We start from the raw sequence: 23,062 nt of genomic DNA, 5'->3' as shown, positions 1-23,062 counted from the left end.
TATTTGCCTTACAGCCGCGTCTCTTTATAGAACTGGTCAAGGAACGCTTCCATAAACCGGTGCCGTTCCTCCGCCATCACCTTGCCGGTTGCGGTGTTCATACGGTCTTTGAGCAGCAGCAGTTTCTCGTAGAAGTGATTGATGGTAGGAGAAGCGTTGCTTTTATACTCCTCCCGCGTCATAGACATATTGGGTCCAATAGACGGGTCATAGATGGCCCTGTTCTTAAACCCGCCGTAGTTGAAGGCCCTGGCCACCCCGATGGCGCCGATAGCATCCAGCCGGTCGGCATCCTGTACCACGCTCAGTTCCGGGGAACGGAAGGCGTTGTCATTATGTCCGCCTTTAAAAGAAATATACCGGATGATATTTTCCACGTGAGCGATGGTTTCCTCCGGCAGGCCCTGTGATTCCATAAAAGCGCGGGCACGGGCGGGACCGATGTTTTCGTCGCCATTGTGGAATTTGGAATCTGCAATATCATGCAACAAAGCGCCCAGTTCCACCACCAGCAGGTCTGCCGTTTCCCGGGCGGCTATCTGCCGGGACAGCTGCCATACCCTGTAAATATGCCACCAGTCGTGGCCGCCCTCTGCTCCTTCCAGGGAGGTTTTTACATATGCTACCGTAGCATCGATGATTTCCTGATTATTTTGCATAACGGTAAAGATAATACGTAAAACTTTCCCGCCCTTCCGGCCGTTATGAGATTATGATACAGACCAAACGCGTATATGAAGATTTTTCCGAAAGTGACGGATACCGCATCCTGGTAGACCGTTTATGGCCGCGGGGGTTGTCCAAAGACAAAGCCCATGTGGATGAGTGGCTGAAAGATATTGCGCCGAGCGATGTGTTGCGGAAATGGTTCCATCATGAGGACGGGAAATTTGACGAGTTCCGTACCCGTTATCTGGCGGAGCTGAAAGACAAAAAGGAATTACTGGAAGGTATCCGGCAGCGGGCAAAACATCACCGGGTGACTTTATTATATGGAGCTAAAGATACGGTCCACAACCAGGCGCAGGTATTGCTGGAAGTGTTAAAGGGTTAATCAGGCGTTTTCTTTTTCCGGCTTTACCAGCACGTCTGTGATATTGTTCAGCTGTTTTACTTTGGCGGCGAAATCTCCTTTCAGCTTGTCACGGATGATGTGCAGTTTTTGTAAAACCTCATCGAGGGCGTCAGGGATAGCTTCCTGCAGCACCTGTTTGAGACGTTTGGCCACGGTAGGTGATTTCCCGTTGGTGGAAATGGCAATTTTCAGGTTGCCTTTCTGTACGATGGACCCCAGGTAGAAGTCGCACAGCTCGGGGGTGTCTGCCACATTGATCAGCACCTTCGCCCCTTTCGCTTTTTCCCACACGGTATAATTGAGTGTTTTGTCGTTGGTAGCGGCGATCACCAGGTCTTTTCCGAGCAGGTCGCCGCAGGAAAAGGGTTTGCGTACCAGTTCCACGTTGGGGAACTGCCGGGCGATGTCTTCCAGTTCAGGCAGGAAGTCCAGCGAAACGATGGTGATATTGCTTTCCGCGCAGTTTTGCAGGATAGCGTTCGCTTTCTCCAGTCCAATATTGCCACCGCCTACCACGAGGACGTGAAGGCGGTTGAGCTTAAAAAAAACCGGGAACAACTGATTTTCCATTATACAGCGATTTTAAGTTCTTCGGCTACCCTGGATTGCAGGGTGGTAAAATCTTCATGAAATCGTACTACCTCCCCTACAACGATGATGGCCGGATTGCAGAGCTGTTGCGCAGCGGCAATTTCCTGCAGGTCGGCCACGCGGCCCATGCCGATCTGTTGATTGGGCAGGGTGCCGTTCTGGATGATAGCGGCGGGCGTATCGCCTCTGCCGCTTTCAGCAAATATACCAGCTATTTCCGCCAGTTTGCTCATTCCCATCAGAATAACCACGGTGGTGTTGGCCTGGATGGCATATTGGAGGTCCCTGGAGAGGTTGCCGTTGCGGGTATTGCCGGTGATTACCCAGAAGCCTTCGCTGACGTTGCGGGCCGTCACCGGGATTTTATTGACACCGGGGACAGAAATAGCACTGGAGATACCCGGTACTACTTCTGCCGTGATGCCAAATTGTTGTGCAAATGCTATTTCCTCCTGACCGCGGCCAAACACGAAAGAGTCGCCGCCTTTAAGTCTTACCACGCTTCCGTAGCTGAGCGCATATTTTACAATCATGCGGTTGATTTCATCCTGTGTGTACACATGCATGCCGGCGCGTTTTCCTACGAAACGGCGGAGGCAACCGGCAGGGGCATAATCCAGCAGTTCGTTGCTGGACAGCGCATCGTAGAGGATTACCTTCGCTTCCTGAATGGCTTTCATGCCTTTTACGGTAATCAATTCCGGATCGCCGGGACCGGCGCCTACCAATGTGAGTTTAGGTTGTATCTGTTGCATGATGTGTAGTATTAAATGATGATCGGATTATGCCTGCGCCGGTTCAGCCGTTTTCTGCCGGTAAACCTGTGCTGCATTGTAAAAAGACAGTGCCTGCTGGAAGTAGGCGTTAGCGAAACTTTCCGTAGGCTCGTTCCCGTTAATCTGCAATACCTGTGTCTTGAAGTCTGTTTCGAAGCTGAATTTACCGGTAGCTACAAAGTGTTTATCGAAATCGTTGATAATGCCGATCTGGGTGTTACCGCTGACGCCTTCGCCGAGCAGCAGCGCTTTAGCGCCCTGTACAAAGGTGGAGTAAGCGTGATAGATACCGTCTGCATAAGCGCCTTTGCTGATAGCGAGGGTAGCGAGTTCGATTTTCTCTTCCGCTTCCAGCAGCAAGGTAGCTACCAGGTCGATGATGACGCCGGCGCACTCGCCTACGCCGATGGCGGTGGCATAGTTTTCCACCTGGCCCCAGTCGATAAAGTCTGCCGGGGTAAGGGTGGTCAGGTCTGCCAGCGGTTTCAGCAGTTCGTAGAAATACTTTTCGCCCTGGCGGTCGTAGTAATCGTTGAACAGTTCATTTTCCGCGCCGTTGATTTCGTAGTCATGCAGGAGGCTGCGCAGTACGTCGGGGCCGCGGCGGCTGGGCACTTTGATCACTTTGTCCGCTACGCGGCCTACGCCGTCGCCTACGATACCGCCGCCCAGCAATACCTGAAGGGCTGGCAGCACTTTACCGGCGCTTTTCATGGAAGAGCCATGGAAGCCGATGCTGGCGATACCGTGCTGGCCGCAGGAGTTCATACAGCCGCTGATTTTTATTTTGATGTCCTTGTTGTAGATCAGGTCGGGGAATTCGTCGGTGATAACGGATTCCAGCACTTTGGAGATACCGGTGCTGTTGGAGATACCGAGGTTGCAGGTATCCGTGCCGGGGCAGGCGGTGATGTCCGCGATGCTGTCGAATCCCGGTTCAGCGAAGCCGGCGGCTTCCAGTGCGCTGTATACGTACGGCAGGTGTTCCGGCAGGATGAACTTCAGCAGCAGTCCCTGGTTGGCGGTCACTCGCACATCGTCCGCGATCACCGGGCGCAGCGCTTCTATCAGCTGGCGGCTGACAGCAGAGCCGATGTTGCCAAGGGTAATTTTCACGTAAGCGCCGTAGTAGCCTTTCTGCTTCTGTTCAAATACGTTGGTCTTTTTCCAGGCTTCGTATTTTGCCGGATTTTTAATGGTGTAAGCGGGGATTTCACCAATCACCGGCGGTTGTGTTGCCGGCCATGCAGCAGCGTCTACCGGTACGCTTTTCACTTTCACCGCTTTGTATTCCTCTTTGACGAGGCGTTCAAACTCCTCCATGCCTATTTTCTGGATAAGGAATTTCATGCGGGCTTTGTTGCGGCTGGTCCTTTCGCCATAGCGGTCGAACACGCGCAATACGTTTTCGATGTAAGGGATGAGGAGGTCTGTTTCCAGGAACTCATATACCGGTTTAGCCAGGAAGGGCTGTGCGCCCAAACCGCCGCCTACCAATACTTTGAAGCCTCTTACTTCCCTGCCGTCGATGATTTTCACTTTGGGGATCATGCCGAAGTCGTGCATGAAAGCCCAGGCAGTATCTTTTTCAGAAGAGGAAAAAGCGATTTTTATTTTACGGCCCATCTCCTGGCTGACAGGGTTGCGCAGGAAGTAGCGGAAGGTGGCGTCTGCATAAGGTGTTACATCAAACGGTTCCTCCGGATCGATGCCGGCGCGGTCGGAAGCGGTGATGTTGCGGACGGTGTTACCGCAGGCTTCGCGGATGGTGATTTCGTCCTGTTCCAGCGTGTGCCACAGTTCCGGTGTTCTGTCGAGGCTCACGTAGTGTATCTGCACATCCTGGCGGGTAGTCAGGTGCAGGTTGCTGGTAGCATATTCGTCGGATACTTCTGTAATACGTTTCCACTGTTGCAGTGTCATTTTACCATAGGGTAATTTGATGCGCACCATTTGCACACCGGGCTGACGCTGACCATACACCCCTCTCGCCAGCCGGAGGCTACGGAATTTTTCGTCCGTGATAGCCCCTTCGCGGAACAGGCGGATCTTCTTCTCCAGGTCGATGATATCCTGTTGTACAATGGGATTTTCAAGTTCTGTTCTGAAGCTTTGCATATAAAGTATTTTCAGGTGGTGGTAAAAATCGTGGTAATTGGTGGTAAAAAAAGCCCCCGCTGTAGGCGGAGGCTGTGTATAACTGAGATGAGTGTTATTAAATAAACTTATCCATGTTGCATACTACACGCGTTCCGCTGCTGCTGCACTGCAACAACAATTATAGTGGCTGACCATCATCCTCGCTTCCTTATTACCCATATTCCCTATAATTTTAGTAGAGTAATACAAAGATAAAAACGCCCTTGGTCTTTCCAAAAAATTTTTTGCCTGAAAATGAGGCTAAAGAGACAGCGAAAAAATGAGCCAAAAGTATTAAAATATCATCTTACTAATTAGTAATCAATTAGATACAATTACCCTACCCTTCTCTCATCATAACCTGCGCTTATTGCGGATAACATTTTGTTATAGAGAACCCAGCTTGGAAAGTCGTGTTCCGGGTGTCAACTTCTCCCGAATTCATGATAGTCGACATCAACACATTAAAATAAATTATTATTTTTATATCCGTTTAAAATCCCATACCCTGATCGTTCATTTCAACATTGTTACCTATGAAAGAAATCAGAAAATCAGCTCCCCGAAGAAATGTTACCGGTTACCTGCCGGCGTTTTTACTCCTGGTGCTTTTTGTCATAGTAGTCCTGTGTACAGGGCCGGTGACGGCCATTACTTCTCCCGGTTTGGCGGCCGGCATTGCCCGGGTGCTGAAGGCGGTGACCGTTGGGCTGGCCGGAACTATTACCTTACATTGACAAAGCATTACGGTGATAACGCATGGCGCGCACCGGAGGGGCCAGCCGCCTTAAAATGAATTAACGCCGGATGCCTCCCCTCCAACCCTTATTCCCGGCTTCTTTTACCGCTATTCCGCCATCACGCCGCAAGAATTCAGCGGTGGTCATCTTTCCATGATTATCTTTGCGGCGTAAAATGGCATTATGATCAATACGGTAATATTCGATATGGATGGCCTGCTGGTGGACTCAGAGCCACTGTGGGGCATTGCGATGAGAGAAGTTTTTGCGACGGTGGGCGTCACCCTGTCCCCCGAACTGACCCACAAAACCACCGGGCTTCGCACCCGGGAGGTAGTCAGCTACTGGCACAGCTATTTTAAGTGGGAAGGCAAAAGTGCGGAGCAGGTCACCAACGAAATCATTGACAGCGTAACGACTAAGATCATCGCGGAAGGCAAGGCGATGGAAGGGCTGCAATACATCCTGGAGTTTTTCAAAGCGAAGGATTTTAAAATCGGACTGGCCTCCTCTTCTCCCCTGCGGCTGATTGAGGCGGTGCTGGCCCACCTTGATATCCGGGAATACTTTCAGGCGGCATATTCTGCAGAGTTCGAGGATTATGGTAAACCGCATCCGGCCGTGTACCTGGCCTGCGCCAAAGCGCTGCACGCCGATCCGCTGGACTGTATCGCTTTTGAAGACTCCGTTACCGGCATGACCGCCGCCAAAGCAGCGCGGATGACTACCGTGGTGGTGCCGGAGCCGCATAACCGTCACGACCCGCGTTATGCGCTTGCCAACATGCAGCTGGATTCCCTGCTGGACTTCAACGACCATCGGCTGACACTGCTCCTGCAACACTAAAAACTCCCTTGTTATTACCATGAAAATCATTGACCTGTCCAAAACGATCGAATACAATAAGCAGGACCCCTGGTTTATGCGTATCCGTGTCAAACACAAGCCGCACCGGCAAAGCCGCGCGCTGATCCGTTTTTTCCTGGGCCTGCCGGCGAAGCTGTTCCCCAAAGGATTTCAGGGCTGGGCAGACGATAAGATCGTGAGCATGGGCGTTCATGCCGCCACGCACATTGATGCGCCGTGGCATTATGCGCCGGAAGTAAACGGTCAGCCTGCCAAAACCATCGACCAGATACCGCTCGAATGGTGCTATGGCGACGGTGTGGTGATCAACATGACCCATAAGGCAGATTTCGAGGAGATAACGCTGGCGGATATACGGGAGAACCTGCAACAGACCGGGGCTGTTATCCAACCGGGCACGATCGTATTAATTTATACGGGGCGCGACCAGTACATCGGTACGCGTGAATACCCGATGCGCGGCACCGGTATGAGCGCGGAGGCCACCCACTGGCTGATAGACCAGGGCGTGAAAGTGATGGGCATCGATCAGTGGGGATTTGATCTTCCCCTGAAATATATGGTACAAAAGGCCAAAGCAGAAGGAAAAAGCGATTATTTCTGGCAGGCGCACCTGGTGGGCCAGCAGAAAGAATACTGCCATATGGAGCAGCTGGTCAACCTCGGCGCGTTGCCACCGCACGGTTTTAAAGTGGCGGTGTTCCCGCTGAAGATCAAAGGCGCCAGCGCCGCGCCGGCGCGGGTAGTAGCGATGATATAAGCCCTTCGTTATTGCTATACGAACAGCGGGACCTGCCTATAAAAAGCAGGTCCCGCCTCATTATTAGTGTTCCGGCAAAAAATCTTTTATCTTTATAAAGCCCCCGGTCAATTTGGAATGCCGCATGTTCCCTCACATGCTGGTATTGTGCACCCTCGTCAACATCGGATTGAAATAACCAGAATGTATCAACCATCAGATAACCAAATACAACGATTATGAAGAACCTTTACCTCCTTCCACCGGTATGCATGAAAAAGATGCTGCTGGTCTTTATCCTGTTTTTTTCACATCTTGTTTTATCAGCACAAACGCCCCGCGACACCACCTACGCCACCACTCAACGTACGGGAACAAACGGGCTTTGCCTGGGTTGTAAGGTCAGCGATAGCCTTAATGCTGTTACCAACAACAACCTGGATGATTACACAACGCTTTCACTGGGAGTCAGCTTACTAGGCGCCAGTGTCTCCCAGACCTTGATTTTTCCCAAGATCCATCCCGGCCTTCCCCGAACAGAGATCACGATTGAAATCGCCCACAGTGACGGGTTATCGGTTAATCTGTTGGGAGCCGTATCTGTCGGCACTGCACGGGGCAATATTGACAATGGCGACCAGCATATTATACAGGGTAGTGCTCTCAGGCGGAAACCCAATTCCAACCGGCTTACCTATACTTTCCCGGCATTGGTGGAGTGTGACCGGGTCACGATCCGGCTTCATGCAGGTATATTGGCCCTTGGCGCAGGATTGAGAATTTATTCGGCTTATGCCGCTGTTATCCCGCGGTATAGGTGTGCCGGTTCGCCGGCGGGCGCTTATGCATACTATCCATTGAACGGAGATTTTTATGACAAAGGTCCCCGTCAGCTTCACGGTTTTGCCGCGTTCCGTTATTCCGCGAACGCCGTTTGTGGTTTGGCGGCGTCCGACAGCGTTAGCGGGGGCCAGGTTTGTTTGCCATCCCCTATCCGGAGCTCTCCGATACCGCTATCACTTATTCATTTTGGCTAAGACAGCTTCCCTGGGAAGCCTCCGGCTATGCAGATGCAACTTTTGGTTGGCATACCAACCAGCATGCCATCAGCGTTTCCAAAGACAGTATTCTTTTTTTCTTTGCTGATTCAACCTATAGAAGCATATTCCTCGAAACACCTGTTATCAGAGTAAAAAGCAGGCTAAGCACCAGTTATTTTATTCATATAGTAGTAGTGTGTAAAAGAACCGGCGCAACTTTATATATCTCCGGTGTTAAGGCAGGCACCATTGACGGAGTGCTTTCGCTACAAGGTTCCCCTGCCGGCAACTTTAGTGGTTACCTTCAGAATATGAATATGGATGAGCTGATCATTTATAACAGGAGCCTGACCCAGGAGGAAGTTGAACAACTGGAGGCTTCCTATTCCCCGGAATACCCGATATATCAGACACTGTCCGTGCAGGCATCCGCACCGGAAGGAACAACATCCGGCGAGGGTGTGAGGCTGATCATTTCTCCAAATCCCACTGCCGGGACCTTCCGGATCAACAAGGAAATAGACGTGGAAAACGGGATGGCTGTACTATCAGACCTGTCGGGGAAAGAGGTGTTTCGTACCTATCTGACCACTCATACCGTAACGCTGCCGGAGAAAGTGCTGCCTGGCGTATATGTGTTCAGGTTAAGGACAAAAGACGGGAAGATCTACAATACCAAAGTAGTAGTAGGTAGTGGCAACACCTTTTAAATCAAAATTATCGCCACAAAAAAGCCGTTCTGATAACTCAGAACGGCTTTTTATTATTTTCCAAAACGGATCTTATTGTGCGCTTTTTTCTTCGCCACCTTCAGATTGTTTCAGTTTTTCTCTCAGTTCAGCTAAAGCACCCAGGTCACCTAAAGTAGCTTTTTCTACTTTACCCTGAATGTTTTTCACTGCTTTACGGGTTTTGTCAGCTTCAGCTCTTTTCTCTTTCACAACAGCTTCTTTCTCTTCAGCCTGTGCTTTTTCCCATACTCTGGTGTGAGAAACCAGGATACGTTTTTCGCTGCGATCGAATTCGATGATCATGAATTCTTTCACGTCTTCAACGTTGATTGGTTTTTCGTCTTCTGTTCTCAGGTGACGGGCAGGAGCGTAAGCTTCCAGACCGTATTGCAGTTGAACAGTAGCACCTTTCTCATCTTTCTTCACAACGGTACCTTCGTGTACGGAGTTGATCGGGAAGATAGTTTCGAAAGTGTTCCACGGATCTTCTTCGATCTGTTTGTGACCGAGGCTGAGTTTGCGGTTTTCTTTGTCAATACCCAGGATCACTACATCTATTTCGTTACCTACTTTAGTGTATTCAGATGGGTGGTTGAAACGTTTGATCCAGCTCAGGTCGGAGATGTGGATCATGCCACCGATACCAGTTTCCAGTTCAACGAACACGCCGTACGGAGTGATGTTTTTAACGATGCCTTTGTGACGGCTGTCAACCGGGAATTTGGTTTCGATAGTAGACCATGGGTCTTCTGTCAGTTGTTTGATAGACAGAGACATTTTACGTTCTTCTTTGCTCAGGGTAACTACCACTGCTTCGTATTCTTCGCCTAATTTGAAGAATTCTTTAGCGTTGATAGGAGTAGAAGCCCAGGAGATTTCAGAAACGTGTACCAGGCCTTCTACGCCCGGCATGATTTCCAGGAATGCACCGTAGTCTTCGATGTTAACCACTTTACCTTTAACTTTAGCACCTTCGGTGATAGTAGCCGGTAAAGTATCCCACGGATGCGGGGTGAGTTGTTTGTAGCCGAGGCTTATGCGACGTTTTTCGTCGTCGAAGTCCAGCACCACCACGTTGATTTTCTGGTCCATCTGGAGCACTTCGCTCGGATGGGAGATACGGCCCCAGGAGATGTCTGTGATGTACAGCAGACCGTCCAGACCGCCCAGGTCGATGAACGCACCAAAGTCGGTGATATTCTTGATGGTACCTTCCAATACCTGGCCTTTTTCCAGTTTGGAGATGATATCCACTCTCTGTTGTTCGATATCGCTTTCGATCAGTGCTTTGTGGGAAACTACGGCGTTGCGGATGGTTTCGTTTACTTTCACCACTTTGAACTCCATGGTTTTGCCTACAAACTGGTCGTAGTCGGTAACCGGTTTCACGTCGATCTGAGAACCAGGCAGGAATGTTTCCATACCGTATACGTCCACGATCAGGCCGCCTTTGGTTTTGCTGGTAACAGTACCAGTAACCACTTCGCCTGTTTTGTAAACTTCCACGATTTTTTCCCATGCACGTTTCTGGCGAGCCTGTTTACGGCTCAGGTGCAGGTTACCGTCGCGGTCTTCTTTTTCTACCACCAGCACTTCCACTTCGTCACCGATTTTCAGGCCCGGTAAGTCACGGAATTCGTTCAGGGAGATCAAACCGTCGGATTTGAAGCCGATGTTGATCACCACGTCTGTGTTGGTAATACCTACCACAGTACCGCTCAGCAAGGTGTTTTCTTCAAACACTTTGAAGGTGCTGTCGTAAGTCTGATCGTACTTTTCTTTCTCTTCTTTGCTGTAGGAAGAAACGTTACGTTTGTCCACGCTCCAATCGAAATCGTCGTGGGCGGTTGCTACTACAGGAGCCTTTGTTGTCGCAGTTTCTGCCGCAGCTGCCTGCGGTGCCTGTTGTTCTGCGTTTTGTTCGTTAATAATGTTGTTTTCGCTCATAAAAAATTGAAATTTTAAATCCGGAATACCCGGACTCCCTGTTTTATGGGACGGCAAAAATACGAAAAAATCCCCGGTTAACCTCATTTTTAGCGAAGAAATCCCCTTTTCCGGCCCTCATTTAACGTTCTTTTCGGATATTTTTTTATCATATTCAAAATAAAATAACTATAAACGGCAGGCAGCGTTCTTTTTTTAGCCTTTATATGCAACCAGAATAGCGAAAATTTGTTATTTATTCAGTGTCCAATTGATAATTTTCTGCAGTAAAAAAAGTTAAATTTCATCAACTGAAAATCTGCCCTGTAAAGGGCTTTAAATCCCGGATTTTTATTTTAATTTGTGTATATGAACGGGACCTCATTTCAATCGGATATTCGCTTTTGGCTCAGACAAGGCAACACAGTCAATCATTTGCTTCTCTGGAACATTGTCATTTTTCTCGGGATCAACCTGATGTATCTTATCTCTCCCGGTACCGCCTTTGCATGGACATTTGACCAGATAGCCCTTCATTCCCTGCCGGCCGTTTTTATCCGGAAGCCGTGGGGTCTGATCTCCTACATGTTTACCCATGTGGAGTTTTTCCATGTGCTTTTTAACCTGATCAACCTGTACTGGTTTGGTAATCTCTTTCGTGACTTCCTGGGCAACAAACGCGTGCTGCCGCTCTACCTGATGGGGGGCATCGCCGGCGGTCTGTTGTACCTGTTGTGCTATACGCTCATTTTTCCCGGCTTTGAATCTACCATGATCGGCGCGTCTGCCTCTGTCATGTGCATGCTGGTGGCCTGCGCCACCCTTATGCCCAACTACGAGATCGGCCTGCTGTTCATCGGCAATGTTAAACTGAAATGGCTGGCCCTGGGCCTGATCGTACTGGGGGTGATCTCCATACCGCGGGGAAACCTCGGCGGCATCATCGCCCACATGGGCGGCGCCCTTTTCGGCTTCTTCTATATCCGCTCCCTGCAAAGCGGCACAGACCTGTGCAAACCCCTGATATGGCTCTTCGATGCTGACACCCGGAGAGAACAAAAACGGGCGCAGGCGAGGACCAAACCCAAAAAATCACCGCTGAAAGTGGTGAAGAAGCCGGAAGATAACAACCAGCTGCGGCTGGACCAGCTGCTCGATAAAATCAATGAGAAAGGCTATAACAGCCTCAGCGCGGAAGAAAAAGCCTGGTTGGACAAAGTGAGCAAAGAAAACTGATTACCTTTGCCTTTCAATTTTTCGCCCTTTTACGATGAAAACTTTTAATGTTCCGGTCATATATCGCAGTCCGCTGATCAGCACCATCAAAAACCAACGCAAACAGCAGGACCGCATGAAAAAGGACTTCACGCCTACCGCGCTTGATTTTGGTCCGCTGAAAATATTGCTCGCCCGCCACTTTGGCTTTTGCTACGGGGTGGAAAATGCGATCGAGATCGCCTTTAAAACGGTGGATGAAAATCCTGACAAACGGATCTTCCTGCTCAGTGAAATGATCCACAACCCGCATGTCAACAACGACCTGCTGGAACGCGGCGTACGGTTTATCATGGACACTGCCGGCAACCAGCTGGTGCCCTGGGAAACCCTGCAGTCCGACGACATCGTGATCATCCCAGCCTTCGGCACCACCATTGAAACGGAAAACAAACTTGCCTCCCTCGGTATCGAACCGCTGAAATACAATACTACCTGTCCCTTTGTGGAAAGGGTATGGAACAAGGCGGAACAAATCGGTAAAAAAGATTATACGGTGATCGTGCACGGCAAACCCAAACACGAAGAGACCAGGGCCACTTTCTCCCACAGCCAGTCCAACACTCCTACTATCGTGGTAAAAGACATGGCCGAAACGGAAAAACTGGCCCGTTACATCACCGGTGAAGCCGCCCCCGACACTTTCTATGAAGCGTTCAAAGGCCAGTATTCACAAGGTTTCGACGTCACCAAAGACCTGCAGCGCGTAGGGGTGGTGAACCAGACGACCATGCTGGCCAGCGAAACCCAGGCCATCGCCGACTATATCCGCCAGGTGATCGTTGCCCACTACGGCCTTACGGAGGCCAATGCAGGCGAACGTTTTGCCGATACCCGCGACACCCTCTGCTACGCGACCAACGATAACCAGAGCGCCGTTATCGGTATGCTGGAGGAACCTGCCGACCTGGCGATCGTGGTAGGCGGCTATAACAGCTCCAACACCTCTCACCTGGTAGAACTCTGTGAAGAAAAACTGCCAACCTATTTTATCAGCGCACCTGAACAGATGCGCAGTGCCCGCCAGGTTGACCATTGGGATTTCCACCACAAACAGGAAATTCACAGTGATACTTTTTTACCGGAAAAATCACAGGTCACCATCCTGCTGACGAGTGGCGCATCCTGCCCCGACGCCCTGGTGGAAGGGGTCATTCGCCGGTTGCTGTCTTTTTATGGACTGGAGCACAAAGCCGACGAACTGACCTTGGTTGATTAATAAATACTATCCGTAAACAGATTAGCCTAAAATATTTCAAAACAAAAAAGACACCAGAAGGTGTCTTTTTTCTTTGGGGCTAATCACGCTAGTAATGCAGAGAATAAAATTTATATATAGCGCTAAAATTGAAATCGTAATTCAAAAGTAAATCTTCCTGAAAAGGCATACAACAGCCATTTATTATCTGGTAGTTTATTGACTATAAGTGGCATAAAAAAGCCTAAAATCGGAAAGCGTTTTTTGCCGGTCATAAAAAGCAATCGTTTTCCATAGAAGCCGCACCCTTACCGGGCATACGCCTTTTGGCGGTCAGAACTGCATGGCCCGTTTCAGGAAATCGGCTTTGCGTCTCCTGGACACTTCCACCTGCGCCCCGTCGCTCATTAGCGCAAAGCCGCCTTCTCCCTGGATATAGGATTGCATCTGTTGCAGGTTGATCAGGTGGGAATTGTGTACCCGGAAGAAATCCACATCGGCCAGCAGTTCTTCGAATTCCTTCAGGGGCCTGGACACCATCAGGTTCTTTTTGTCTGTAAAAAAGATGCGGGTGTAGTTGCCGGTGGATTCACAGCGTACTATATTCTGTACAGGCATAAACACCAATCCGTTGATGGTAGGGAGGGCAATTTTTTTGTGTGACTGCTGCAGTGTTTTCATGTTTTGCAGGAACACATCCATCGGAGAGAGGCTGTTGGTATCCCGCTGCCGCTGTTGCTTCTTCTCCCGGCATTTGTCCAGGGCATCCTGCAACTCCTTTACACTGAAAGGTTTGAGGAGATAATCCAGCGCATTGAATTTGATGGCCTTAAGGGCATACTGTTCATAGGCAGTGGTAAAGATAACGTCAAACCCGATCTTCTCGAACTGTTTCAGTAACTCAAACCCGTTCTGGTGAGGCATTTCCACATCCAGGAAAACCAGATCGGGGTGGAGTTCATCCACCAGTTCCTTTGCTTCTTTGACTCCTTTGGCTGATCCTACTACCTCTACTCCCGGGCACTTCCTGACTAACATGGTTTGCAAGGCATCGATACAATGTTGCTCATCATCTACGATGATAGCTTTTATGTCGCTCATGCTGTGGTAGGTTTAGCGGTACGGCAACGCCGTCCGTTTTTGATAATGCTAAAATATGAATTCGGCCGGTAAAATAATAGTCACCATCGTGCCGGCCGGTTGCCCGGCAGTATCTGCCAGGTCGTTGACCGTTACTTTGGCTTCCTTGTTGTTGATTTTACGGATCAGATCGATCCTGCCCTCGGTCACTTTCATGCCGACGGAATTATGCCCCTTCCCTTTCTTTTCCTTGATCTCCATCGCTTTTTGCCGGCCGATACCGTTGTCGGTAATGGTACATACCAGGCTCCTGTCTTTCAGCACGATATCGATATCGAGCTGGCCTTTCTCATTGTGTTTGTGTACCAGTCCGTGCCAGATGGCGTTTTCCACATAAGGTTGCAGGATCATGGGAGGGATCAGCACTTCCTCGTCGTTGATATCGGGCCCTACGCGGATATTATATTCGAAGATACCGTTGCAGCGGAGCGATTCCAGGTCGAGGTAGAGGCGGAGCGATTCCAGCTCTTTGTTAAGCGTCACGAAAGTATGCTGCGTATTGTCCAAAATAAGGCGCATCAGGCGGGAGAATTTGGTCAGGTAATCGGAGGCCTCTTCCTGGTTATTGCTCCAGATATAACGGTGTATGGAGCTCAGGGAATTGAAGATAAAGTGCGGGTTCATCTGGGAGCGCAACGATTTCAGTTCCAGCTGGAGGGTCTGTTTATTGGCTTCCAGGTTACGGTGACGGATATAGAAAAAGCCTCCGATCATCGCCATCAGCAGGAAGCCTGCCAGCGCAAAGATGAACATTACGTTACGTTTTCTTCTCAGTTCACCGATCACTTTATCATGCTCCAGTGTTTTGATCTGGTTGTCTTTCCGGTCTACCTCGTAGATGGTCTGCATTTGCTGGAGTGCCATGGCAGATTTCTCGTTGAGGATGCTGTCTTTGTACAACAGGGATTTGTCGGCCGCGTCGAGCGAGCGGCGGAAATCGCCGCTGGCCTTGTAGTCTGCTGCGAGTGCCTTATAGGCTTCCATGAGCATGGACTTAAAGTTCCAGAACATGCTCAGTTCTATGGACTGCTGCATGTATTTACGGGCCTCTTCGTGTTTGTTCTGCGCACTGAGGAGTTTTCCGATGTTGAGGTAGCTTTCCGCCACGTGGACTTTATCATCTACCTTATCATTTACCGCGAGGGCCTTTTGGAGGTATTCCATGGCGGTGGCGTAGTCCTTTTTTTCCTTGTAGGCGGCGCCGAGGGCGTTATAGCATATAGCCATTCCCGTAGGATTGTCTATTTTCTGGTTCACCGCAAGGGAGCGGTGATAGTAGTGGATAGCGAGGTCCAGTTTGTTCTGGCCCTGGTAGGCATATCCGAGGTTGCCGAGGTTGATGGCCACCCCGAGGTCGTTATGGCTTTGTTCTTCCAGTTTCAGCGCCCGGTCAAAATGGCGGATGGCGTCTTCATAGTTTTCCGCTGTCAGCTGGATATTACCGATGCTGTTGGTGGCCACGCAGATGTTGCGGACGTCGTTGATTCTTTCCGCCAGCTGCAGGGCGTGGAGGTGATAGTCGAAGGCCTGCTGCAGTTTATCCTGGCGGCGGCAGTCTACCCCGGCGTTATTGAACGACAGGCACATCAGCAGGGTATCGTTGGCTTCTTCGGCGTATTTAATGGCTTTTTCGTGGTAATCTTCCGCCACCAGGTACTGGGATTTGTTTCTTTTGGAGGTGCCCAGTTCATTATAGACGAGGGCCAGGCTCCGGGCCGAGCGCAGTTTATGTGCCAGCGGGAGGGCTTCCTGCCAGAAGAGGTTTTCCGACCTGTGGTTATCGAAATAGCGGCTGTATTGTTTACCTGCCCTGATCAGCAAAGATACCTTGGCGGTATCGTTGGGTAATGTCCGGATGGAGTCGAAGGTGTGATACATCCGCAGGGAATCCTGCGCATCAGCGGCCCAACAGGCCCCCAACAGGAGCAAGCCTAAAAGACACAGACTTTTAATAGACATTGGCTGAACAGTGTGACCACACAATTTAAGAAGAATTACGAATTATGGATGACGAATTACGAATCAGGGGGCTGTTTTTGGGAATAATTTCTACAAAGCGGGCTTTAAAGGGGATAAAAAAGCGAAAGGGCGAAAGAATTCGCCCCTTCTTCCTATTAACCGAATACACCTACTGAAAATATGGAACGGCTATGGCAAGCCATGCCATCCCACATTTCTCTTTATGCCGGACAAAGCGCCATAAGGCGCGCCAGGCGGAATTTATTTATAGTTAGTTCAATAATCGGTTAATAGCAAAGGTTTTGTGGATATAGTTACAAATAAGACTTTCATATAGACAGCAATATCTTATACGCTTCTGCGCTCACAATTTCAATGGTTGTCTTATTGCATGTTTTATGCGGTCAGGCATCAGCCGGGCGCGCAAAAAACATTGCCCACTTCAGTAACCTTGGCAATATTTCAGGTCAGATAAGGTTAAAGCATGGAAAACCCCGTCAGTTATTGACATTGTTTCACATACAAACATGTAGCAGGAAATTCTTCAGGATGTGGAAAATTATTGGGATGGTCCGCTGGTGGTTAAGCAGGGACAAGGCAAATGTATAAAAGACTTTCAATAAAAGAAAATATTATTTCAGGGGGTGTGTGCCAGCGTGGCATCTTCCACCCATTGCATCACGAGATCCATCTGATCTTCCCGGCTTAACTGGCTGTTATCCAGTATAATAGCATCTTCGGCCTTGCGAAGGGGGCTTATTTCCCGGTTGGCATCAATATAGTCTCTGAGTTCCAGATTTTCTTTTACCTCTTCTATAGTGATGTTTTTATTTTTCTCGTAGAGTTCTCTGAAGCGGCGTTCCACCCGGATAGCGATATCAGCGGTCATGAAGATTTTGAGTTCGGCATGGGGAAATACCACCGTACCGATATCGCGGCCATCCATGACGATGCCTTTGCGGGCGCCCATTTTTTTCTGCTGGGCAACGGCAAACTCGCGTACTTCTTTCACGGCAGCCACTTCGCTGACTTTTTCTGCTACGAGCATTTCACGGATCATGTGTTCCACATTTTCTCCGTTGAGGTGCATTTCGCTGGCGCCTGACACCGGGTTGTATTCAAACTCGAGATGAATATCCGCCAGCGCCGCTACAACAGCCGGCTGGGAGGCCCAGTCTACGCGGTTCTGCAGGAAATAAAGCGTGATTGCACGATACATGGCGCCGCTGTCGATATACACATAATCCAGTTTTTTAGCCAGTTGTTTTGCCAACGTACTTTTGCCACAGGAAGAGTAGCCATCTATCGTGATAATGATTTTTTTCAATTTCGCTTATTTAACCGCCTGGTGAGATAACCTCACAAAATTGAGGGAATTATGCGAAAAAAGCAAAACAAACCTTATGGCACCACGACTACTTTGCAGGTGTAGGCTACTTTCTGGGTGTCTTTATGATAGAGCACCATGAAGTAAGTACCGGCCGGCAGGTCGCTTATGCTCAGATCATTGTCCTGGCGCACGTCATATTCGCGCATCACCTGGCTCCAGGTATCGCGGAGCTGCATTACCAGTGCTCCTCTTATACCACGGATACGTACTTTGAACTTGCCGTTATTCGGGTTGGGGAATACGTCGATCTGTACAAACGGCGGTACAGCACGGATTTCGGAATACACTTCCTTACCATTGCGGGACACGGCTTTGATGCGGTAGTAGGTCCAGCCGTCATAGTCATTAAGGTCCTGCATGGTGTAGCTCAGCGGCACGTTACTATTGCCATTGATGGCTTTTGTGGGCACGATGGCTATACGGGAAAATACTTCTTCCCGTTCATAGCGCCGTTCCACTTCAAACAGCAGGTTGTTGACTTCGCGGCTGGTGGTCCAGTCGAGCTGCACCATGAGTGGTGCTACCCGGTAGGCTTCAAAGCTGAGGAAAACAGCAGGTTTAGCTTTGCTGACGAGGGTTGTTTTGGCGAAATATTCATTTGTCCCCAGGCCGGTGAAGACGCGCATATGCATGGTGGCCGGCGTAGCGAGGCCATTGGTTGTAAGGGTACCGGGTTTGGGCAGGGTGGCCAGGGAAGGCACCTGGTCCCATATGCTGCCGGTGAAACGGGTAATATAGCTGCTATCGCGGGCAGCGGTGTAGGCAGGCAGTTCTTCCCCATCCATATGCTGGAGAATGACGGTTGCCGTTCCGCCGGAAGCGGCACGGGTGATTTGCCAGGTTTTATTCACGAAGCTGTCGGGATAAGCGCGGCCACTGATAGCGAGACTGTATACGCTGTCATATGCACGGACGCTGAACATGTCGGTGGCGCCATCGAGCAGCAGCGCTGCGGGGGAATAGCTGCTGATGGTTGTTCCCACCGGGAACACTACTTTATTGGCCGCATCGTTGATGCCGTTACGGTAGAGTGCGCCGCCTGCGGCGGCGGTGCCGTTCACTACAAAGCGCTGATCGCTGTAGCCGGTAATGGTGCCGGGGTTGTTTTCTCCGACGAGGAGGTTCCAGCCGTTAAGGAATATATGTCCGTCAGCGAAATGCAGGTTGTTCCGGATTTTGAGATCGCTGAGATCATCCAGGAGCAGTCCTGCGCTGTTATTGATTTCGAGGTTGGGGAAACTGCTGCCCTGCCGGGTGGCGAGGCTGTAGTTGCCGAATATGGTCTGCCGGCCGATGTTGCCGTACAGCGGGTTTTGCCCCAGGAAGAGGAATCTGCCACCGATACCGGAGCGGCCATCGGCGCTTTCATCAGGCAACGTAGCAGCGTTGCCGTTAGTCCATTTTTTACTGAGGAAATAGAGGGTGGCCGTCGGGTTGGAACCGAGGATACCGTTGTTGGTGAGATCTGAAAAAACGCCTGAGTTACCGGACAGCCATACGGATGCGCCATCAGGGATATAGACGCCCTGTTGTGCAGTTGCCGGGAGGATGATTCCCAACATAAAGGCCAGAATGGAGAGCAGGTATTTTTTCAACTTATGTTTTATTGAATGACAGTGACGTTAAGCCTCAATGGGTTTGGAATGGTATAGCTGGTACCGCCGGAATTTACAATAGACACTCTGATGGTGTTACTGCTGCTGACTCTTGACCAGCCAATAGAGATCGGTGGATTTGCCGTACCCAGATCTCCCGTTGGATTAACGATCAGGTTTGCATCTGTGCTTAATGCCGGTGTGCCCGCGGGTACAGTGATAGAGAGGATCAATTGCCGTTGACCGCTGACGGAGCCTCCGCCTGTATAAGACACCTGAAATTTATTCATCCCATTCAGCACCGTTCCGTTCTGGCCCATTTTAAAATCACCGTTCACATCCAGCGTAGCCTGTGGATTACTGGTTCCCAGGCCCAGTTCTTTATTCGTGTTATCCCAGAAAAGATTACCAGCGTCCTGTGCCGTTTCGGTAGAGGCGTCGCTGGTTTTGTAGCCGAACAGCAGTCCTCCGGCCGTAAAAGTGTTATCACCATAGGTTGTCACCACTTTATACCATGGATTAATGGGTGTGCCTGTGTTGGGCGCCAGTGGTTTTTGGCTTCCCTCCCATTCGCGTATTGCCAGTGTGTTTTTATCAAAATACAGATGAGTCGTATAGTCTCCGGACCTGAAGGCCAGCACGCTCCAGGCGAAAGCGCTGGTACCGAGCGGTCCATACTGAACAGTTCCGGCGCCTATACCCGAGGGAGACGGGCCTTGCCAGATTTTCATGCGGTACCGTTCATCCGGCGCGTCGGCGTTACGAATATCGCGCGAGCCCAAGGTGCCATAAGAGGCGCCACCGGTAATATCTTCAGCGGGGGTATACATTTGTGTGGCGGCGTTCCATTTCAGCACATCACCGTCGGCCGGTGCGGTGGTAGCAACTGCATTGTTCTGGATCCTGTTTGCGTTCCAGATGTTTTTAAAGCTGTCAACGCTGATCTGCCATGTTCTGTCGGCAGAGAGGTCCTGTTCTCCGGCGGCGCCGAAGTTGATGACACCGCTGCCTGCCACCAGCTTTATTTTACGGGTAGCTGGCAGGGTTTGGGTGACGATCACGTCACCGGTTGCGTTCAGTGACAATACTTTGCCGTTTGCAGCGCCGGGGGTGGCGGATGCCAGGCTGTTTAAGGTCAATCTGCCCATGAGCAGTGCATTTCCTGACATCGTAGCGTTCCCTCCTACCTGCAGGCTGCCCCCGATGTCGCCACTGCCGGCAATATTAAAGCTGGCGCCGGCTTGTGTGGATGTTCCGTTGAGAATATAATTTCCGGCGCCTCCGGCGGGTGCTTTAGGCTCCCATTGGGTGCCGTTGAAAGTCAGCACCTGGTTGGCGGCCGGTGCTATGGCGGACACGGGTACAGAGGCCAGTTTATTGGCGTTCCAGATAGCCGATCCGTTATCCGCGTCGATGGTAAAAGCGGGATTGATGTTCAGGTCTTTAGTAGCTGTGGTAGTCGTTTTCATGCCGGTGCCGGCAGTGAGCGTCAGTTTGCTGGCCCATGGCAGGTAAAAGGAAGCATAGTCTGTTGCGGCTGGTGCGATATTTCCGGTAGCATCCGGAGTACGGCCTGCAAAGGTGAGTACGCCGGTGTTGCTGATAACGCCTGCGGCGCTGATGTTGATACCGTTGCCGGCAGAGAAGGCCGCTCTGGCCCTTGCCTGTGTAAAATACAGGTTGGTGGCGCCTTCAGGGATATTATCCGTGGTGATGCCTGAGAAGTCGGCCACTTTTTTCCATGCACCATTGGCTTTGATGTAGAGACATTTTTCTCCCGGGTCTGTTACGTATACAAACATACCGTCAGTGGCGCTGAACAGCGGGCCGCCGGCGCTGATGGCACTTTTAGGCACCCTGTTCAACAGCAGCCCCTGGCTGTCGCTGTTCAGTTCCAGCAGTGCTTCTTTTTTGAGCAGTGTTGGCTGAAGCCCCAGTTTCATTTGTTGCGCAGTGGCCCGGACTGAAAACAGGAGTCCCAGTCCCAATACGGGTAAGTATCTTAAAACAGTCATCTTCCTAAATTAATTACATGGAAATCGGCAGGGCCGGCGAAGGCAGATAACGGTCAGGACTATACGCATTTTAACGTATACTCCTGACCGTTATTTCTTAGTGTCTGATGATAAACCAGTTGGCTCCGTCAGATTGCAGGGTTACGAAAGTCCAGTCATTATAGATGAAGTAGTCTGTACCGTCTTCGATTTTCTCACCGCCTGTTGTGACGATCTGTAAAGATTTAGCCAGTGTACCGCCAATTTTTTTGACAGTGATGACTCTTCCTTTTCTGCCGGCGGCAGAGAGGAGGGTTACAGTAAGATCACCGCTGGTGCAGTTCATGAGGATGGTATTGTCATTGTCTGTCATGGTATAGTTAGCGTTCTGGCTAACGATATTGAGAGACAGGGAACCTGCTACCTGGAGGGTAGAGTTAGCAGCAGCGAGGGTATCGCCTACGATTACTTTTGTACGTACAGCCAGGTCGTCATTAAATTTTTTAGCGCCTTTGAAAGTCTGGCCGATACCGGTTACCAGGCCTCTGTCGGCCACGAGGGAAGCAGAAGGAACGTGGAGGGTAAGGGAGTTGGTAGCTGCGTCTTCAGTGTAGTGTACATCCGGACCGTCGGAACCGTTTTTGAAATCCCTGAAGGCAGCGGTGGGCAGGGTCTTTTTGATCACTTCGCCGGTGGCGCCTAACATCAGCACTTCTTTATCCGCGTCTGTACCGGTGGCTACGCTGCCGAGGGTTACTTTGCCTTTCAGTTCGGAGGTAGTACCTACCTGCAGGGATTTTTTCAGTATCGCGTCGTCGTTCAGCGTAGTGGTGCCGGTAACCGTCAGGCCGTTGTTGATGGTACCGCTGCCGTCTACGATGACATTGTTTTTAAAGGTTTTGTTACCGCCGATGGTCTGTGCTACGGCAGTGAGAGCACCCGGGTTGTTTTCGTCTGCCGCGTGCAGGGAGAGCGACGGGTTGCCGAGAGCGTCTGTTCCGATGCTCAGACCGTTGGTGGTGGGGGTTGCATTGAACCCGCCGATAACCAGTGCTTTAGCAGCTTTGTCGAGACGGTCCCAGTCGGCTTTGGAAAGGAGACCTACCGTTTTGGTACCGTCCTGTGTAACGATTGTCAGTTTGTGGTCGCTGCCGGCAGACGTGAAAGCGTAGTCTGTGCCGCCTGCTGTAGTGAGTGTCTGGTTAGGGCCGGTCAGTCCATTGATGGAGTTGATAGCAGAGTTGAAGGCTGTCTCGCTGATTTTGCGGGAAGATACTTTCCCTGTGGCCGGATCTACCAGCAATACATCTACGCCGGCAGTCACTGCGTCCAGTTTTTTCAGGAAGGTGTAACCGTTGTCAATGATCAGGCCTTCTACGCCCTGTCCTTTCAATACCAGTGGTACGCTGCCCACGTTGGTACCGATGAAGTTGCCGGCTACGGCGTCGTTGCCGGTAAGTTTCCAGTTGGCGGTAGCGTCTTTATCGTTCGCCATTTTCTCCCAGGCGTTGTTTCTCCTGATGTAGAGTCCTTTTTCGGCAGCCTTGGCCGGGTCGGTGGGGGCGTAATAAACGATCATACCATCCGGGGGTGTCAGGGCATCGATGTCGGTAAAGGAGGTAAGGCGTGGGAGCAGGAGACCTTGCCTGTCGGATTCCAGTTCGAGTACGGAAGATCTGTTGATCTTGGTGGGCTGGTTACCTACTTTAAGCTGAGCGAAGGCGTCTGTAGCCAACAAGGTGATGCTTCCCAGTATGATACCGCGGAATGCGACTTGTAAAGATTTAGTCATTGGTATAAGGATAAATAGTTAAAATGATCTTCCGGTAGGCCGCGCATGGGGCGGACAGTCTAATTTCTGTGTGTTCGGTTATAAGGAAGTCAGGA

The 23,062-nt window shown here is 50.5% G+C and carries 19 protein-coding genes; 8 read left to right on the top strand and 11 right to left on the bottom strand.

What is annotated here, in order from left to right; genetic code table 11:
• Window positions 1-8: 8 nt before the first annotated feature.
• The gene (locus HF324_RS06830) at window positions 9-659 is read right to left on the bottom strand and encodes an HD domain-containing protein (RefSeq protein WP_168862174.1); all 651 of its coding nucleotides are present in this window, start codon (window positions 657-659) and stop codon (window positions 9-11) included.
• A 53-nt stretch (window positions 660-712) separates the two neighbouring features.
• Between HF324_RS06830 and HF324_RS06825 the strand changes: the two genes are divergently transcribed.
• A complete protein-coding gene (locus HF324_RS06825) occupies window positions 713-1,054 on the top strand; it encodes a DUF488 domain-containing protein (RefSeq protein ID WP_168810734.1) in 342 nt (113 codons plus the stop codon).
• On the opposite strand, the gene HF324_RS06820 is transcribed toward HF324_RS06825, so the two are convergent.
• From HF324_RS06820 to HF324_RS06810, 3 genes are read right to left on the bottom strand one after another with little or no spacing between them, the layout of a single operon-like run.
• Window positions 1,055-1,645 (bottom strand): precorrin-2 dehydrogenase/sirohydrochlorin ferrochelatase family protein, encoded by a 591-nt coding sequence (locus HF324_RS06820; protein WP_168810732.1) that lies wholly within the window; start codon window positions 1,643-1,645, stop codon window positions 1,055-1,057. It abuts the gene before it with no gap.
• Window positions 1,645-2,421, bottom strand: a complete 777-nt coding sequence (gene cobA, locus HF324_RS06815; protein WP_168810730.1) for a uroporphyrinogen-III C-methyltransferase — start codon at window positions 2,419-2,421, stop codon at window positions 1,645-1,647. Before cobA ends, HF324_RS06820 begins: the two co-directional genes overlap by 1 nt.
• Window positions 2,422-2,448: 27 nt before the next feature.
• Entirely contained in the window at window positions 2,449-4,560 is a 2,112-nt protein-coding gene (locus HF324_RS06810; RefSeq protein WP_168810728.1) for a ferredoxin-like domain-containing protein, read from the bottom strand.
• A gap of 557 nt (window positions 4,561-5,117) precedes the next feature.
• On the opposite strand from HF324_RS06810, the gene HF324_RS06805 reads away from it, so the two are divergent.
• The 5 genes from HF324_RS06805 (at window position 5,118) to HF324_RS06785 (ending at window position 8,677) form a co-directional block, all read left to right on the top strand.
• The gene (locus tag HF324_RS06805) at window positions 5,118-5,318 is read left to right on the top strand and encodes a hypothetical protein (RefSeq protein WP_168810726.1); all 201 of its coding nucleotides are present in this window, start codon (window positions 5,118-5,120) and stop codon (window positions 5,316-5,318) included.
• A 186-nt stretch (window positions 5,319-5,504) separates the two neighbouring features.
• On the top strand, window positions 5,505-6,167 hold the full coding sequence (gene hxpB, locus HF324_RS06800; protein ID WP_168810724.1) for a hexitol phosphatase HxpB: 663 nt from the start codon (window positions 5,505-5,507) through the stop codon (window positions 6,165-6,167).
• A gap of 19 nt (window positions 6,168-6,186) precedes the next feature.
• Complete coding sequence (locus HF324_RS06795; protein ID WP_168810722.1) at window positions 6,187-6,948, top strand: cyclase family protein; 762 nt, start codon at window positions 6,187-6,189, stop codon at window positions 6,946-6,948.
• Window positions 6,949-7,166: 218 nt separating this feature from the next.
• Window positions 7,167-7,964: a hypothetical protein gene (locus HF324_RS06790; RefSeq protein ID WP_168862173.1), complete on the top strand. Its 798-nt coding sequence runs from the start codon at window positions 7,167-7,169 to the stop codon at window positions 7,962-7,964.
• On the top strand, window positions 7,904-8,677 hold the full coding sequence (locus HF324_RS06785) for a LamG-like jellyroll fold domain-containing protein (RefSeq protein WP_168862172.1): 774 nt from the start codon (window positions 7,904-7,906) through the stop codon (window positions 8,675-8,677). Before HF324_RS06790 ends, HF324_RS06785 begins: the two co-directional genes overlap by 61 nt.
• A 72-nt stretch (window positions 8,678-8,749) precedes the next feature.
• Here HF324_RS06785 and rpsA read toward each other — a convergent pair whose 3' ends face one another.
• Window positions 8,750-10,645 carry a 30S ribosomal protein S1 gene (gene rpsA / locus HF324_RS06780; RefSeq protein ID WP_168810718.1) on the bottom strand — a complete coding sequence of 632 codons (1,896 nt, stop codon included), beginning with the start codon at window positions 10,643-10,645 and terminating at the stop codon, window positions 8,750-8,752.
• Window positions 10,646-11,059: 414 nt separating this feature from the next.
• Here rpsA and HF324_RS06775 point away from each other — a divergent pair, with 414 nt between their 5' ends.
• Together HF324_RS06775 and HF324_RS06770 are read left to right on the top strand one after the other, a co-directional pair.
• Window positions 11,060-11,860, top strand: coding sequence for a rhomboid family protein (locus HF324_RS06775; RefSeq protein ID WP_168810716.1), 801 nt, complete (start codon window positions 11,060-11,062; stop codon window positions 11,858-11,860).
• A 34-nt stretch (window positions 11,861-11,894) separates the two neighbouring features.
• Complete coding sequence (locus HF324_RS06770) at window positions 11,895-13,118, top strand: 4-hydroxy-3-methylbut-2-enyl diphosphate reductase (RefSeq protein WP_168810706.1); 1,224 nt, start codon at window positions 11,895-11,897, stop codon at window positions 13,116-13,118.
• A 312-nt stretch (window positions 13,119-13,430) separates the two neighbouring features.
• On the opposite strand, the gene HF324_RS06765 is transcribed toward HF324_RS06770, so the two are convergent.
• From HF324_RS06765 to HF324_RS06740, 6 genes are all read right to left on the bottom strand, one after another.
• Complete coding sequence (locus HF324_RS06765) at window positions 13,431-14,198, bottom strand: LytR/AlgR family response regulator transcription factor (protein ID WP_168810704.1); 768 nt, start codon at window positions 14,196-14,198, stop codon at window positions 13,431-13,433.
• A 48-nt stretch (window positions 14,199-14,246) separates the two neighbouring features.
• Window positions 14,247-16,196, bottom strand: a complete 1,950-nt coding sequence (locus tag HF324_RS06760) for a tetratricopeptide repeat-containing sensor histidine kinase (protein WP_168862171.1) — start codon at window positions 16,194-16,196, stop codon at window positions 14,247-14,249.
• Window positions 16,197-16,833: 637 nt separating this feature from the next.
• Window positions 16,834-17,523, bottom strand: coding sequence for a (d)CMP kinase (gene cmk / locus HF324_RS06755; protein WP_168810700.1), 690 nt, complete (start codon window positions 17,521-17,523; stop codon window positions 16,834-16,836).
• 74 nt (window positions 17,524-17,597) lie between these two features.
• Complete coding sequence (locus HF324_RS06750) at window positions 17,598-19,181, bottom strand: T9SS type A sorting domain-containing protein (protein ID WP_168862170.1); 1,584 nt, start codon at window positions 19,179-19,181, stop codon at window positions 17,598-17,600.
• An 8-nt stretch (window positions 19,182-19,189) separates the two neighbouring features.
• Window positions 19,190-21,196: a phage tail-like protein gene (locus HF324_RS06745; protein WP_168862169.1), complete on the bottom strand. Its 2,007-nt coding sequence runs from the start codon at window positions 21,194-21,196 to the stop codon at window positions 19,190-19,192.
• 97 nt (window positions 21,197-21,293) lie between these two features.
• A complete protein-coding gene (locus tag HF324_RS06740; RefSeq protein WP_168810694.1) occupies window positions 21,294-22,967 on the bottom strand; it encodes a phage tail-like protein in 1,674 nt (557 codons plus the stop codon).
• Window positions 22,968-23,062: the final 95 nt, after the last annotated feature.

The sequence above is a fragment of the Chitinophaga oryzae genome (assembly GCF_012516375.2).
GTDB lineage: Bacteria > Bacteroidota > Bacteroidia > Chitinophagales > Chitinophagaceae > Chitinophaga > Chitinophaga oryzae.
This window is presented reverse-complemented; position numbering and strand designations above follow the sequence as displayed.

What these genes read in the sequence shown, in the direction of transcription:
- HF324_RS06740 (WP_168810694.1), bottom strand. Translation starts at nt 22,967, where the DNA reads ATGACTAAATCTTTACAAGTCGCATTCCGCGGTATCATACTGGGAAGC.
- HF324_RS06825 (WP_168810734.1), top strand. Translation starts at nt 713, where the DNA reads ATGATACAGACCAAACGCGTATATGAAGATTTTTCCGAAAGTGACGGA.
- HF324_RS06745 (WP_168862169.1), bottom strand. Translation starts at nt 21,196, where the DNA reads ATGACTGTTTTAAGATACTTACCCGTATTGGGACTGGGACTCCTGTTT.
- HF324_RS06805 (WP_168810726.1), top strand. Translation starts at nt 5,118, where the DNA reads ATGAAAGAAATCAGAAAATCAGCTCCCCGAAGAAATGTTACCGGTTAC.
- hxpB (WP_168810724.1), top strand. Translation starts at nt 5,505, where the DNA reads ATGATCAATACGGTAATATTCGATATGGATGGCCTGCTGGTGGACTCA.
- HF324_RS06795 (WP_168810722.1), top strand. Translation starts at nt 6,187, where the DNA reads ATGAAAATCATTGACCTGTCCAAAACGATCGAATACAATAAGCAGGAC.
- rpsA (WP_168810718.1), bottom strand. Translation starts at nt 10,645, where the DNA reads ATGAGCGAAAACAACATTATTAACGAACAAAACGCAGAACAACAGGCA.
- HF324_RS06820 (WP_168810732.1), bottom strand. Translation starts at nt 1,645, where the DNA reads ATGGAAAATCAGTTGTTCCCGGTTTTTTTTAAGCTCAACCGCCTTCAC.
- HF324_RS06790 (WP_168862173.1), top strand. Translation starts at nt 7,167, where the DNA reads ATGAAGAACCTTTACCTCCTTCCACCGGTATGCATGAAAAAGATGCTG.
- HF324_RS06760 (WP_168862171.1), bottom strand. Translation starts at nt 16,196, where the DNA reads ATGTCTATTAAAAGTCTGTGTCTTTTAGGCTTGCTCCTGTTGGGGGCC.
- HF324_RS06830 (WP_168862174.1), bottom strand. Translation starts at nt 659, where the DNA reads ATGCAAAATAATCAGGAAATCATCGATGCTACGGTAGCATATGTAAAA.
- HF324_RS06770 (WP_168810706.1), top strand. Translation starts at nt 11,895, where the DNA reads ATGAAAACTTTTAATGTTCCGGTCATATATCGCAGTCCGCTGATCAGC.
- HF324_RS06765 (WP_168810704.1), bottom strand. Translation starts at nt 14,198, where the DNA reads ATGAGCGACATAAAAGCTATCATCGTAGATGATGAGCAACATTGTATC.
- cobA (WP_168810730.1), bottom strand. Translation starts at nt 2,421, where the DNA reads ATGCAACAGATACAACCTAAACTCACATTGGTAGGCGCCGGTCCCGGC.
- HF324_RS06810 (WP_168810728.1), bottom strand. Translation starts at nt 4,560, where the DNA reads ATGCAAAGCTTCAGAACAGAACTTGAAAATCCCATTGTACAACAGGAT.